General features: G+C 61.1%; 13 protein-coding genes. 8 read left to right on the top strand and 5 right to left on the bottom strand.

Annotation, left to right across the window (positions count from 1 at the left end):
• Window positions 1–8: 8 nt before the first annotated feature.
• The 7 genes from mltB (at window position 9) to ACA067_RS29135 (ending at window position 6,528) form a co-directional block, all read left to right on the top strand.
• Complete coding sequence (gene mltB / locus ACA067_RS29165; RefSeq protein WP_497459606.1) at window positions 9–1,019, top strand: lytic murein transglycosylase B; 1,011 nt, start codon at window positions 9–11, stop codon at window positions 1,017–1,019.
• Complete coding sequence (locus ACA067_RS29160; RefSeq protein ID WP_497459605.1) at window positions 1,019–2,035, top strand: septal ring lytic transglycosylase RlpA family protein; 1,017 nt, start codon at window positions 1,019–1,021, stop codon at window positions 2,033–2,035. Before mltB ends, ACA067_RS29160 begins: the two co-directional genes overlap by 1 nt.
• 182 nt (window positions 2,036–2,217) lie before the next feature.
• Complete coding sequence (locus ACA067_RS29155) at window positions 2,218–3,375, top strand: D-alanyl-D-alanine carboxypeptidase family protein (protein WP_497459604.1); 1,158 nt, start codon at window positions 2,218–2,220, stop codon at window positions 3,373–3,375.
• A gap of 80 nt (window positions 3,376–3,455) precedes the next feature.
• Complete coding sequence (locus ACA067_RS29150) at window positions 3,456–3,731, top strand: DUF493 domain-containing protein (RefSeq protein ID WP_008152827.1); 276 nt, start codon at window positions 3,456–3,458, stop codon at window positions 3,729–3,731.
• Window positions 3,731–4,378: a lipoyl(octanoyl) transferase LipB gene (gene lipB / locus ACA067_RS29145; protein WP_497459603.1), complete on the top strand. Its 648-nt coding sequence runs from the start codon at window positions 3,731–3,733 to the stop codon at window positions 4,376–4,378. The genes ACA067_RS29150 and lipB overlap by 1 nt, the downstream gene beginning before the upstream one ends.
• A gap of 1 nt (window position 4,379) precedes the next feature.
• A complete protein-coding gene (gene lipA / locus ACA067_RS29140) occupies window positions 4,380–5,402 on the top strand; it encodes a lipoyl synthase (RefSeq protein ID WP_497459602.1) in 1,023 nt (340 codons plus the stop codon).
• 175 nt (window positions 5,403–5,577) lie between these two features.
• Entirely contained in the window at window positions 5,578–6,528 is a 951-nt protein-coding gene (locus ACA067_RS29135) for a S66 peptidase family protein (RefSeq protein WP_497459601.1), read from the top strand.
• Between the two features lie 117 nt (window positions 6,529–6,645).
• Here the strand turns inward: ACA067_RS29135 and ACA067_RS29130 are convergent, their stop codons facing one another.
• Entirely contained in the window at window positions 6,646–7,968 is a 1,323-nt protein-coding gene (locus ACA067_RS29130; protein WP_497459600.1) for a lytic murein transglycosylase, read from the bottom strand.
• A 62-nt stretch (window positions 7,969–8,030) separates the two neighbouring features.
• The gene (gene arfA / locus ACA067_RS29125; protein WP_017340991.1) at window positions 8,031–8,195 is read right to left on the bottom strand and encodes an alternative ribosome rescue factor ArfA; all 165 of its coding nucleotides are present in this window, start codon (window positions 8,193–8,195) and stop codon (window positions 8,031–8,033) included.
• 501 nt (window positions 8,196–8,696) lie between these two features.
• Here arfA and ACA067_RS29120 point away from each other — a divergent pair.
• On the top strand, window positions 8,697–9,590 hold the full coding sequence (locus tag ACA067_RS29120; RefSeq protein WP_150747300.1) for a PA4780 family RIO1-like protein kinase: 894 nt from the start codon (window positions 8,697–8,699) through the stop codon (window positions 9,588–9,590).
• Between the two features lie 64 nt (window positions 9,591–9,654).
• Here the strand turns inward: ACA067_RS29120 and cueR are convergent, their stop codons facing one another.
• The 3 genes from cueR to ACA067_RS29105 form a co-directional block, all read right to left on the bottom strand.
• Window positions 9,655–10,068: a Cu(I)-responsive transcriptional regulator gene (gene cueR / locus ACA067_RS29115; protein WP_497459599.1), complete on the bottom strand. Its 414-nt coding sequence runs from the start codon at window positions 10,066–10,068 to the stop codon at window positions 9,655–9,657.
• Window positions 10,065–12,458 carry a heavy metal translocating P-type ATPase gene (locus tag ACA067_RS29110; RefSeq protein WP_497459598.1) on the bottom strand — a complete coding sequence of 798 codons (2,394 nt, stop codon included), beginning with the start codon at window positions 12,456–12,458 and terminating at the stop codon, window positions 10,065–10,067. The genes cueR and ACA067_RS29110 overlap by 4 nt, the downstream gene beginning before the upstream one ends.
• A 170-nt stretch (window positions 12,459–12,628) precedes the next feature.
• Window positions 12,629–13,012 carry a hypothetical protein gene (locus ACA067_RS29105; RefSeq protein WP_497459597.1) on the bottom strand — a complete coding sequence of 128 codons (384 nt, stop codon included), beginning with the start codon at window positions 13,010–13,012 and terminating at the stop codon, window positions 12,629–12,631.
• Window positions 13,013–13,078 lie beyond the last annotated feature (66 nt).

The following is a 13,078-nucleotide window of genomic DNA, read 5'->3' as shown; positions in this document are numbered from 1 at the left end:
AGATTTCAATGCAAGCAATGCGTGGCTGGGCGACTCGATACGCGCCATGGGTCGGCCTGGTAAGCATCCTTGGCACAGCGCAGGACGCGTTGGCCGGCGATTACGAAGGCTCACCCCAGGTGGCCGAATTCGTCGGTGAAATGACCCGCGACTACGGTTTTGCCGGTGAACAGCTGATGGGCGTGTTCCGCGAAGCCGAGCGCAAGCAGTCGATCCTGGACGCGATCTCGAAACCCGCCGAGCGCGTCAAGCAGTGGAGCGAGTACCGCCCGATGTTCATCACCGATGCGCGCATCGCCCGCGGTGTGGACTTCTGGCGTCAGCACGAGGCGGTACTGGCCCGTGCCGAGCAGGAATACGGCGTGCCGGCGCAGGTTATTGTGTCGATCATTGGTGTTGAAACCTTTTTCGGACGCAATACCGGAAATTTCCGGGTGGTCGATGCTTTGTCGACCCTGGGTTTCGACTATCCTCCCCGTGCCGAATTCTTCCGCAAGGAATTGCGTGAGTTCCTGCTGCTGGCCCGTGAAGAGCAGGTCGATCCGTTGACCCTCAAGGGCTCATACGCGGGGGCGATGGGCTTGCCGCAGTTCATGCCGAGCAGCTTTCGCGCCTATGCGGTGGACTTCGACGGTGATGGCCACATCAATATCTGGAACAACCCGGACGATGCCATCGGCAGCGTCGCCAGTTACTTCAAACGTCACGGCTGGGTAGGCGGTGAACCCGTGGTCAGCCGCGCCGATGTGCGTGGCGATCAGGTGGATCTGGGTTTGACCACCGGTATCGAACCGACTAAAACCGTTGGGGAGTTGCGAGCGCTAGGGTGGTCAAGTCATGATGCGCTGCGCGATGATATGCCGGTCACGGCATTCCGCCTGGAAGGTGACAAGGGTCCTGAATACTGGATGGGCCTGACGAATTTCTACGCGATTACGCGTTATAACCGCAGCGTGATGTACGCCATGGCCGTACATCAACTGTCTGAACAGCTGGTCCAAGCACGGGGCGTCAAGTAATGCGGGCATTGCCTATGAATAAACCCCTGAAGCTGATGGCATGCGCCGCGTTGACGGTGCTGGTCGCCAGTTGTTCGACCAGTCGCTCGCCGACGCCAACAAAGTCTTCTCCCACCGTCGTGCGTGCAACGCCAGGCCTGGACATCAACCGCGCGCACAAAGACGGTGCGCCATGGTGGGACGTCGACGTATCACGCATCCCTGACGCGACGCCGACCCTGCACACGGGTCCTTATAAAGCCAACCCGTATACCGTGCTGGGCAAGACTTATTTCCCGCAGCAAGAATCCAAGTCCTACGTCGCGTCGGGCACGGCGTCCTGGTACGGCACCAAATTCCACGGCCAGAACACCGCCAATGGCGAGGTCTATGACCTGTACGGCATGAGTGCCGCACACAAGACCTTGCCGCTGCCCAGTTACGTTCGGGTGACCAACCTGGACAACAACAAGACCGTGGTCCTGCGCGTCAACGACCGCGGGCCGTTCTATTCTGACCGGATCATCGATTTGTCCTACGCCGCCGCCAAGAAGCTCGGTTATGCCGAAAGCGGCACGGCGCGGGTCAAGGTCGAAGGCATCGACCCGCAGCAATGGTGGGCCGCCAAAGGGCGTCCGGCACCGTTGATGCTCAACGAGCCGAAAATCGCGCAAAATAACGCCCCGGTGATCACGGCTTCGGCGGGCACCGTTGAACAATGGACGCCACCGCCGCAGCAACACGCCGCGGCCGTCGTACCTGTGCCGATCGATGCAAAAAAAAACGCTTCTGCACCAGCCTCTGGCCAGTATCTGCAGGTGGGCGCGTTCGCCAACCCGGACGCTGCAGAGCTCCTGAGATCGAAGCTCAGCGGGATGGTGAGCGCTCCGGTGTTCATCAGCTCGATCGTGCGTAACCAACAGACACTGCATCGGGTTCGCCTGGGGCCGATCGGCTCGCCGGGTGAAATCCAGCAAGTGCAGAACAGCGTGCGCCTGGCCAATCTCGGTTCGCCGAGCCTGGTCACCGCCGAGTAAGACGTAGTACTTGATTGACGGTTCGCTTGCGGTCTTGGGGGGTGAACCTGGTTGTTGGCTCGTTTTAGAACAAAAGCCCGGCAAGGGTTCTGAGTGAACAACTGAACACGCGATGGCCCGTTAGAAGGTCATCTGATTAGTTTTGCCCTTGGGCAGTTTCCATTAGCGATTTCGAGAGACGGATGAACATCACCACCTTTGCCAAACGACTGTGCCTGCTAGTCCCGCTGCTCCTCTCGCCTGCCGCGTTCGCGGTCGAGATGATGCCGTCACCACCACAACTGGCCGCCAAATCCTATGTGCTCATGGATGCCAGCAGCGGCAACGTGCTGGTGGAAAACAACGGTGACCAGCGTCTGCCTCCGGCCAGCCTGACCAAGCTGATGACCGCGTACATCGCGACCCTGGAAATCCGTCGTGGCCAGATCGGTGAAAACGATCCGGTGACCGTCAGCGAAAACGCCTGGCGTACCGGCGGTTCGCGGATGTTCATCAAGGTCGGCTCGCAAGTCACCGTCAGCGACCTGCTGCACGGCATCATCATTCAGTCGGGCAACGACGCCAGTGTTGCGCTCGCCGAGCACATCGCCGGCAGCGAAGACGCGTTCGCCGACATGATGAACAAAACCGGCGCCGATCTGGGCCTGACCAACTCCCACTTCATGAACCCGACCGGCCTGCCGAACCCGGAGCATTACTCGTCGGCTCATGACATGGCCGTGCTGGCTCGCGCGATCATCCACGAAGACCCGGCTCACTACGCGATCTACTCGCAGAAAGAGTTCTTCTGGAACGGCATCAAGCAACCGAACCGCAACCTGCTGCTGTGGCGCGACAAGACTGTCGACGGCCTGAAAACCGGCCACACCGACGAAGCCGGCTATTGCATGGTGTCCTCGGCTGTCCGTGATGGCATGCGCCTGATCGCCGTGGTGTTCGGTACCAACAGCGACGTGGCGCGTGCCTCCGAAACCCAGAAGCTGCTGACTTACGGTTTCCGCTTCTTCGAAACCCAGACCTTCTACCAGAAAGGCGCCGAGCTGGCTCAGGCGCCTGTCTGGAAAGGCACCACCAACCAGATCAAGGCCGGCCTGGCCCAAGACCTGACCATGACCCTGCCGAAGGGCCAGCTGAAAAAGCTCGCCGCCAGCATGACCATGAACCCGCAACTGATTGCACCAATCGCCAAGGGCGACGTGATCGGTAAAGTCGAAGTGAAGCTGGACGAGAAAGTGGTGCACAGCGCCGACCTGATCGCCCTCGACGCGGTCGACGAGGGTGGTATCTTCCGCCGCATGTGGGATAGCATCCGTCTATTCTTCTACGGCTTGTTCAACTGAATTAGTGTGGACTTGCATGGCCCCGCCCCGATCCGGAGCGGGGCCATGTCCGTTGCCACGGCTTACGAGGCCGTTACGCCATGACAGACACCGAAGTAAAGGCGCCAAAAATCGAATTCCCCTGCGCGGATTACCCGATCAAGGTAATCGGCGACACTGGTGTGGGTTTCAAGGACAAGATCATTGCGATCCTTGAGAAACACGCGACCGTTGACCACAAGACCCTGGCCGAACGCCAGAGTACCAACGGCAAGTACACGACCATCCAGCTGCACATCATCGCCACCGGCCAGGAACAGCTGTACGACATCAACAGCGAATTGCGGGCCACCGGTTTCGTGCACATGGTGCTGTGATGTCTGGCACGCTGGGCTTTCGCGAGCTTGGCCAGATGGCTTACGAGCCGGTCTGGCATGCCATGCAACGCTTTACCAACGAACGCGGCAGTGATGCCGCGGACGAGATCTGGCTGGTCGAGCACCTGCCGGTATTCACCCAGGGCCAGGCCGGCAAGGCCGAGCACTTGTTGGTGCCGGGGGATATCCCGGTGGTGCAGGTCGATCGCGGTGGTCAGGTGACTTACCATGGTCCAGGCCAATTGGTGGCTTACCTGTTGCTCGATGTGCGCAAGCTGGGTTTCGGCGTGCGAGACCTGGTCAGCCGCATGGAGCAGTGCCTGATCGAACTGTTGGCCAGCTACGGCGTCATGGCCGCGGCCAAGCCGGATGCCCCGGGTGTCTACGTCGACGGGGCGAAAATCGCTTCTCTGGGTCTGCGGATCCGCCACGGTTGCTCCTTTCATGGCCTGGCCCTGAACGTGGATATGAACCTGGAACCGTTTCGACGGATTAATCCCTGCGGCTACGCCGGGCTGGCGATGACCCAGCTGAGCGATCACGCAGGATCGATTGAATTTGCCGAGGTAAGTGCCCGGCTGCGCGCGCAGCTCGTCAAACACCTCGACTATGCTGAGCAGACGACCCTAACGGGCGGAATCGACTGATATGACTACTGATGCAGTGCAAACCATGATCCCGACGCTGGATGTCACCGAGCGTCCGGCCCCGCGTGCCAAGGTAGAAGCCGGCGTCAAGCTGCGCGGCGCCGAGAAGGTTGCACGTATCCCGGTGAAGATCATCCCGACCACCGAACTGCCGAAGAAACCCGACTGGATTCGCGTGCGCATCCCGGTTTCGCCGGAAGTCGACCGTATCAAGGCCCTGCTGCGCAAACACAAGCTGCACAGCGTGTGCGAAGAAGCGTCCTGCCCGAACCTGGGCGAATGCTTCTCCGGCGGCACCGCGACCTTCATGATCATGGGTGACATCTGCACCCGTCGCTGCCCGTTCTGCGACGTTGGCCACGGTCGTCCGAAACCTCTGGACGTCAATGAGCCGCAAAGCCTGGCCATCGCCATCGCCGACCTGAAACTCAAGTACGTGGTGATCACTTCGGTAGACCGCGACGACCTGCGCGACGGCGGTGCCCAGCACTTTGCCGACTGTATCCGCGAGATCCGCAAGCTGTCGCCGAACGTGCAGCTTGAAACCCTGGTCCCGGATTACCGTGGCCGCATGGACGTCGCGCTGGACATCACCGCTGCCGAGCCACCGGATGTGTTCAACCACAACCTGGAAACCGTGCCGCGCCTGTACAAGGCTGCGCGTCCGGGTTCGGATTACCAGTGGTCCCTGACCCTGCTGCAACGCTTCAAGCAGATGATGCCGCACATTCCGACCAAGTCCGGCCTCATGCTGGGTCTGGGCGAGACCGACGAAGAAGTCATCGAAGTCATGAAGCGCATGCGCGAACACGACATCGACATGCTGACCCTGGGCCAGTACCTGCAACCGTCCCGCAGCCACTTGCCGGTCCAGCGTTTCGTGCACCCGGACACCTTCGCCTGGTTCGCCGAGGAAGGTTACAAGATGGGCTTCAAGAACGTCGCTTCCGGCCCGCTGGTACGCTCTTCGTACCACGCCGACGAGCAGGCGAAACTGGTCAAGGCCGAGTTGATGTCCTCCTGATCCAGCGGTAAGAAAAAGAATTGCCCGTAAGGCTTTCCGGCCTTGCGGGCGTTTTTTTGCCCGTCCCACAGCCATTACAGTTTTTTCCTGCAACCTGCGGGGCGACTGACCCTCTTCTGTTTGTCCCCGTTCCTGACTACTGTGTGTTGACGCTTTCACGCAGGGAGATTCATGGATGACCGTTAGACCCACCCACACGCTGTGTCCTCACGCGCCTGTTCCCGCCTTGCCGTCGCAAGGGCTGATAGGCGTCATTGCACCCGCCGGTCCCGCAGCGCTGGACACCGACAAAGCCATCGCCTGGATGCGCACGCGCGGTTATTCGCTGCGGGTGTATCCCGGAGTGTACGAGCGGGATGGCTACCTGGCCGGTAGCGACGAGATGCGGCTCAATGACCTGCACGCAGCATTTGCCGACAGCGAGGTCGATGCAATCATCTGTCTTCGCGGCGGTTACGGTACGCCGCGATTGCTTGATCGCATCGACTTCGACCTATTGCGCTGCAACGCCAAGCCATTCATCGGCTACAGCGACATCACCGCGCTGCACCTGGCGATCAGCCGTTACGCAGGCTTCGTGACCTTTCATGGGCCGATGCTCAACGCTGATCTGTTGGGCGAAAAGCAAAAACCAACCGAGTCGTCGTTTTTCAATATGCTCAGGGGGCAGATGAAGGCGGGCAGTGTGCTGACGCACCCGGTGGCTTACCCGTTGACCACCCTTGAGCCTGGTATCGCTCACGGGCGTTTGCTGGGGGGCAATCTGTCGATGATTGCCGCGACCATGGGCACACCGTACGAGATGGATGCCGAGGGTGTCATCCTGTTCATCGAGGACATCAACGAGCCGCTGTATCGCATTGACCGGCTGCTGACTCATCTGCGTCTGGCCGGCACGCTGCACAAGCTGCGCGGGGTGCTGGTGGGGGATATCGCAGGAGTTGATGTCGCTGCGCTGGAGCGCTTGCTCAAGCAGACCTTCGCGCCGTTGCGGATACCGGTGCTGTCCGGGTGGCGCAGCGGGCATTGCGATCCGAACCTGACGTTGCCGATGGGGGCGTTGGTGAGGCTGGATGCGGGGAATAAGGCGTTGGTGTTGGAGCAGGATGTGGTAATCAAGCGTTAGATCGTTGCTGCCTGACAGTCAGTCATCGCGGGCAAGCCCGCTCCCACACATTCAAAGGTGAACGCAATATTGGCGTACACCTTGAACCCTGTGGGAGCGGGCTTGCCCGCGAAGCTTTTAGCGGTTACGCAGGCCTTCGAGCAACTTATGCGTCGGATACCCATCCGCCGGCCAGCCAAACGACTGCTGTGCACTGCGGATCGCCTTGCGGGTGTTGGCACCGATGATGCCGTCGGCGGTGCCCGCATCGTAGTTCTGCGCGCTCAGCAGGCTTTGCAGTTCAATCCGCTCGGTACGGCTCAGCGGCATATCATCTTTCGGCCAGGTGCCGCTGATCAGGCCCGCGCCGTTGAAACGCTCGGATAACAGGCTGACGGCCAACGCGTAGGACGACGAGTTGTTGTACTTGAGGATCGCTCGGAAGTTGTCGAGGACCAGGAACGCCGGGCCGCGATAACCGGCTGGCAGCAGCAGGGCCGCGGACAGCTGTTCGGAGCCTGGCGGAACCTGGGCGCCATTGGGCAGCGTGACCCCCAGTTGCAGCCATTCGGCAACACTCTTGCGAGTCGTGCCGTCGGCCAGAACGTAGTTGAAGCTACTGGCCAGTTGTACCTCGAATCCCCACGGCTGGCCTTTCTGCCAGCCCGAGCTTTGCAGGTAATGCGCGGTCGAGGCCAGTGCATCGGCAGGACTGCCCCAGATGTCGCGCCGGCCGTCACCGTCGAAGTCCACGGCGTGGGTGTTATACGTGGTGGGGATGAACTGGGTCTGGCCCATGGCTCCGGCCCAGGAACCGAGCATCGCCTCTTGTTCGATATCACCCTGTTGCAGGATTTGCAGTGCAGCAATCAGTTGCGCGTGGGCGAATCCGGGACGCCGACCTTCATAGGCCAGGGTCGCCAGGGAGTTGATCACCGACTTGCTGCCCTGGAACTGACCGAAGTTACTCTCCATGCCCCACACCGAAACCAGTGCCTGACGATCGACGCCATAGCGCTGCTCGATGCTTTGCAGGATGTCGGCATATTGGCTGACCAGCGCCTGGCCTTTGCGTACGCGCAGCGGCGAAAGGGCGCCGTCGAGGTATTCCCACACCGGGCGGGAAAACTCCGGTTGGCTGCGGTCGGCGCGGATCACGCTGGTGTCCAGGCTGACATTGGCAAAGGCGCGGTCGAACAGATCGGCGCGGATACCGGCGGCCAGCGCGTCCCTGCGGAAACCCGCCTGCCATTCGGCGAAGGTCTGGGTCGGCTGGATGTCGAGGTTGTCACCGGTCGGCACCACGGGAGGAATCACCGCAGGGGCTGTCGCGACGGGGAGGGTCTGAAGCGGTTGGGCGTCGGCGGCGGTCGGTTTTTCCGCGCAGGCGACTAGCAAAATGAGGCTGGAGGCAGCTATCAGTTGGCGAACGTGCCAACGACGGGAAAGACAAAGGGGCATGCACAGGTCCAGGGAATACGAATCAGGTGCAGACCTTAACATGTTGAGCGATTGCTTGCCTTTCAGGCCGCCAGAAAGTAAGAAGCCTCCCAGTTGTCAGACTGGAAGGCTTCGCGGCGGTAGCTGCCCTTGCCTTTACCGGCTCGTTCCTGACGGCTGCGGAACAGTGGCTGGGCGATGATGGATTTGGCCTTGTTCGGGCCATTTTTCGATGGCTTTTTGCTCATGAACAGCTCTCTTGAGTGAGGGGTTTTGCGGGGAAAAATAATCTGCCGAAGTTGTGGTTTTGTCTATAGGGCAAATGGATCACCGGTTTGTAGGAATCAGGATCAAAAGACCGCAGCCTCGCTTCGCTCGACAGCGCCTACAGGAGCTGCCGAACGCTTGGGCCGCATTCGGATGATCTATTGATCCTGTCTTCAAGTCTTCAGGTTCTAAACCGCGGGCGGCGCAAATGGAGGTTGATCAAAAAAAATCCAGCGAAGGGTATGAGTCCGGATATCAACTTCATGTCGCAAATGCCCTTGCAACCTTTCGCCAACAAATGATGCAGGCTCGGTTATGATCCTGAGCGGACGATAAACGGTGGTCGGGTTTGCCGGGTTTTCCGGCACATTGTGCGCGTTCGCACTGTTCATAGGTCGGCAACCCCTCCCCCGAATGAGTGGATTGCCGTATAACGAATGACTTTCGCGTGTTTGGTAATAAAGGACCCACAATAAAAGCTGATGAAGACTCCAAAACGCATTGAACCCCTGATCGAGGACGGTCTGGTCGACGAGGTGCTGCGCCCACTCATGAGTGGTAAAGAAGCAGCTGTTTACGTGGTGCGCTGCGGTAACGAGTTACGTTGCGCGAAGGTCTACAAGGAGGCGAATAAACGCAGTTTTCGTCAGGCGGCCGAGTATCAGGAAGGTCGCAAGGTACGCAACAGCCGTCAGGCCCGAGCGATGGCCAAGGGTTCCAAGTTCGGCAAGAAAGAAACCGAAGACGCCTGGCAGAATGCCGAAGTGGCGGCGTTGTTCCGTCTGGCCGGTGCGGGCGTTCGGGTGCCCAAACCTTACGACTTCCTGGAAGGCGTGCTGCTGATGGAGCTGGTAGCCGATGAATATGGCGATGCCGCACCGCGTCTGAACGACGTTGTGCTGGAGCCGGACCAGGCGCGCGAATATCACGCGTTCCTGATTTCGCAGATCGTGCTGATGTTGTGTACCGGTCTGGTGCACGGTGATTTGTCGGAATTCAACGTGCTGCTGACCCCTACCGGTCCAGTGATCATCGACTTGCCGCAGGCGGTGGATGCGGCGGGTAACAACCACGCGTTCAGCATGCTGGAGCGGGACGTGGGCAACATGGCGTCCTACTTCGGGCGGTTTGCCCCGGAGTTGAAGAAGACCCGGTACGCCAAGGAAATGTGGGCACTGTACGAAGCCGGCACCTTGCACCCGGCCAGTGCTTTGACCGGTGAGTTCGACGAGCCGGAAGAGTTGGCCGACGTTGGCGGCATCATGCGCGAAATCGAGGCCGCACGCCTCGATGAAGAACGCAAGCAGGCGGTACGCGCCGCAGACGACGCGCCACCTGGCAAGACCGAAGAACCGCCTCCGCCCTGGATGCAGTGACAGGTCAATAAAAAACCCGGCTTCGGCCGGTTTTTTTTGCCCCACATTCAAGGATTGATGGCGTTCAGGCGCGAGCAGTCGCGGCGCAGCAGCCAGACTCGAGATTTTTGAGGATCGGGCAATCGGGACGGTGATCACCATGGCAGTGCTCGACCAGGTCCTGCAGCGTGTCGCGCAGTTGGCCGAGCTCGAGGATCTTGCGGTTCAGTTCCTCGATATGCTGACGGGCCAGCGCCTTGACGTCGGCGCTGGCGCGTTGACGGTCCTGCCAGAGGGTCAGCAATTTGCCGACCTCTTCCAGTGAAAATCCCAGGTCACGGGAGCGCTTGATGAACGCCAGGGTGTGCAGGTCGTCGTCGCCGTACATTCGATAGCCACTGTCGGTACGATGGGCGGCCTTGAGCAGGCCGATGGATTCGTAATAACGAATCATCTTCGCGCTCAGGCCGCTCTGGCGGGCCGCTTGGCCGATGTTCATGAGTTGTCCTCCAGATCCTTGGGTTTCCAGGTTTTCAACAGTAGCGCATTGCTCACCACGCTGACGCTCGACAACGCCATGGCCGCGCCGGCGAGCACCGGGTTGAGCAAGCCTGCGGCTGCCAGCGGAATGCCGATCAGGTTATAGACGAAGGCCCAGAACAGGTTCTGCCGGATCTTCGCGTAGGTCTTGCGGCTGATGTCCAGCGCCGCCGGCACCAGCCGTGGGTCACCGCGCATCAAGGTGATTCCGGCGGCGTGCATGGCCACGTCAGTGCCACCGCCCATGGCGATGCCGATGTCGGCAGCGGCCAGGGCCGGGGCATCGTTGATGCCGTCGCCGACCATTGCCACGACCCCGGTTTTCTTGAGTGTGGCGACGGTGGCGGCTTTGTCGGCCGGTAGCACTTCGGCGTGGACATCTTGAATACCGAGCGCCTCGGCGACCACGTTGGCACTGCCGCGATTGTCGCCGGTCAACAGGTGGCTGCTGATGTTGCGTGCGGCGAGTTGTTGCACCGCTTGCAGCGCGCCGGCCTTGAGGGTGTCACCGAAAGCGAACAAGCCCAGCACTGTCGGCTCGGGGCTTTGCTCGATCAGCCAGGACAGGGTCCGGCCTTCGGTTTCCCATGCGGTTGCGCTATCCGCCAATGGACCGGCGCTCAAACCGCTCTCTTCCAGCAGGCGCCTATTACCCAGCGCCAGCCGCCGACCCTCGAGGGTGCCGGCAATACCGCGCCCGGTCAGGGACTGGCTGTCACTGACCTCGGCCACATTCAAGCCACGTTCGGCGCAAGCGTCCAGCACGGCCTTGGCCAGTGGATGTTCACTGCCGCGCTGCAAGGCACCGGCCCTTTGCAGCAAGGCGGTTTCATCAGCGTCGATCGCACTCAAATGGGCGATGCGCGGCGCACCCGAGGTCAGCGTGCCGGTCTTGTCGAATACCACGGCGCTGACTTCATGGGCACGCTCCAGCGCTTGGGCGTCCTTGATCAGAATCCCGTAGCGCGCTGCCACCCCGGTGCCGGCCATGATCGCCGTCGGCGTGGCCAGCCCGAGTGCGCAAGGGCAAGCAATCACCAACACCGCAACGGCGTTGATCAGCGCCGTTTCCATCGGCGCCCCGTACAGCCACCAACCGATCAAGGTCGCCAACGCGATCAGCAACACTGTCGGGACGAATACCTGGCTGACTTTATCCACCAGTTTCTGGATCGGCGCCTTCGCCGCTTGAGCGTCTTCCACCAGGCGGATGATCCGCGCCAGTACCGTTTCCGCGCCCAGGGCCTGGGTGCGCACCAGCAACCGGCCTTCGCCATTGATTGCACCGCCGGTGACCTTGTCGCCGGGCTGTTTCGGCACCGGCAGGCTTTCGCCGCTGATCAGCGCTTCGTCGGCGTGGCTCTGGCCTTCGACGACTTCGCCGTCCACCGGGAAACGTTCGCCGGGTTTGACCATGACCAGGTCGTTGAGGCGCAAGGCGCTGATGGCAACGTCCTGCTCACGGCCGTCGATCACTTGAATCGCTCGCTCCGGACGCAAGGCTTCGAGGGCGCGGATGGCGCTGGCGGTCTGGCGCTTGGCGCGGCTTTCCAGGTATTTGCCCAGCAACACCAGCGCAATCACCACCGCCGAGGCTTCGAAGTACAGGTGCGGCGTGCGCCCGGCGGCGGTGGCCCATTCGTAGAGACTCAGGCCATACCCGGCGCTGGTGCCCAAGGCCACCAGCAAGTCCATGTTACCGGCACCGGCTCGCACGGCTTTCCATGCGGCGATATAAAAACGCGCACCGAAGACGAATTGCACGGGCGTCGCCAGCGCAAATTGCACCCAGGCCGGGAGCATCCAGTGCACGCCGAAGGGTTGCAGCACCATTGGCAACACCAGCGGCAGGGCGAGGACGATCGCCATGATCAAGGCCCACCGCTCGCGGTGCAGGCGCTGTTGCTGATGGTCGGTAAGCGGGTGTTCGACTTCCCAAACGCTGGCGCCGTAACCCGCCTTGGTCACGGCGGCGACCAAGGCCTGCGGATCGATCTGGCCGAGCAACTCGAGGTGGGCGCGTTCGTTGGCCAGGTTGACGCTGACACGCTTCACCCCCGGCACCTTCGCCAGCGCACGTTCGACCCGGCCGACACAGGAGGCGCAGGTCATGCCGTCGATGCTCAACTCCAGGGTCTGCTGCGGCACGCTGTAGCCGGCTTGCTGCACGGCGTCCATCAAGGCCGGCAGGCTGTCGCTGGGCGCTTGAACCCGGGCCTGCTCGGTGGCGAGGTTGACGCTGACGGCACTGGCGCCGATGACTTTGCTCAAAGCGCGCTCGACACGCCCGGCGCAACTGGCACAGGTCATGCCGGCAATCGGCAGATCGAAAGTGGTGGATTCGGACATCGGTCGCGCTCCCTGTAGAAGATGCCTACAGGATCAACCTTGCCATGCGGGCAAGGTCAAGCGCCATGATTCAGATCAAAAGATCGCAGCCTGCGGCAGCTCCTACATCGACCGCGTGTTAACCCGATCCCGTAGGAGCTGCCGCAGGCTGCGATCTTTTAACAGGCAACTCAATACTCTAAAGCCGCAGGCTTCAAATACATCCCCTCCTGCGTCATCGCAATCCGGAACTTCAACACATCCCCAGCCTTGAGCGTGACGTTCTGCGAGCCCGGCGCCAGCATCCCCGGATTGCAACCCGGGGCCTGTCCCGGCAGCAGTTTCAGGCGCAGGGACACAGTGCCCGGCGGCAGGTTGAACGAGGTGCTCTGTTCCTGAAACAGCCGCGCTGCCAACTGGTCCTGGACATACACGCCGATCTCGCAGGAGGTCGCGACTTCCAGGCGCTCGCGGGAGATGATCAGCACGCCATAGTCCTCCCCGGCGGCGTGTACCGAAGGTGTCGCGGCAAACAGGCTGATGAAGCCAAACAGGCTGAGAGCTGACCAGCGCATGGCTGAATCTCCTGAAGTCGAATCACTGATGGACGCAGCTTGGCCGAGCGCGGCGACGATTGCCAG

The sequence above is a fragment of the Pseudomonas sp. LBUM1674 genome (genome assembly GCF_059695635.1).
Note: the sequence above shows the minus strand (reverse complement) of the source record. Positions and strands in the feature narration are given on the sequence as shown.

Excerpts from the sequence above, each read along its gene's own strand:
- ACA067_RS29105 (WP_497459597.1), bottom strand. The coding sequence starts at position 13,012 with ATGCGCTGGTCAGCTCTCAGCCTGTTTGGCTTCATCAGCCTGTTTGCC.
- lipB (WP_497459603.1), top strand. The coding sequence starts at position 3,731 with ATGTCTGGCACGCTGGGCTTTCGCGAGCTTGGCCAGATGGCTTACGAG.
- ACA067_RS29155 (WP_497459604.1), top strand. The coding sequence starts at position 2,218 with ATGAACATCACCACCTTTGCCAAACGACTGTGCCTGCTAGTCCCGCTG.
- mltB (WP_497459606.1), top strand. The coding sequence starts at position 9 with ATGCAAGCAATGCGTGGCTGGGCGACTCGATACGCGCCATGGGTCGGC.
- ACA067_RS29120 (WP_150747300.1), top strand. The coding sequence starts at position 8,697 with ATGAAGACTCCAAAACGCATTGAACCCCTGATCGAGGACGGTCTGGTC.
- cueR (WP_497459599.1), bottom strand. The coding sequence starts at position 10,068 with ATGAACATCGGCCAAGCGGCCCGCCAGAGCGGCCTGAGCGCGAAGATG.
- ACA067_RS29150 (WP_008152827.1), top strand. The coding sequence starts at position 3,456 with ATGACAGACACCGAAGTAAAGGCGCCAAAAATCGAATTCCCCTGCGCG.
- arfA (WP_017340991.1), bottom strand. The coding sequence starts at position 8,195 with ATGAGCAAAAAGCCATCGAAAAATGGCCCGAACAAGGCCAAATCCATC.
- ACA067_RS29110 (WP_497459598.1), bottom strand. The coding sequence starts at position 12,458 with ATGTCCGAATCCACCACTTTCGATCTGCCGATTGCCGGCATGACCTGT.
- lipA (WP_497459602.1), top strand. The coding sequence starts at position 4,380 with ATGACTACTGATGCAGTGCAAACCATGATCCCGACGCTGGATGTCACC.
- ACA067_RS29160 (WP_497459605.1), top strand. The coding sequence starts at position 1,019 with ATGCGGGCATTGCCTATGAATAAACCCCTGAAGCTGATGGCATGCGCC.
- ACA067_RS29135 (WP_497459601.1), top strand. The coding sequence starts at position 5,578 with ATGACCGTTAGACCCACCCACACGCTGTGTCCTCACGCGCCTGTTCCC.
- ACA067_RS29130 (WP_497459600.1), bottom strand. The coding sequence starts at position 7,968 with ATGCCCCTTTGTCTTTCCCGTCGTTGGCACGTTCGCCAACTGATAGCT.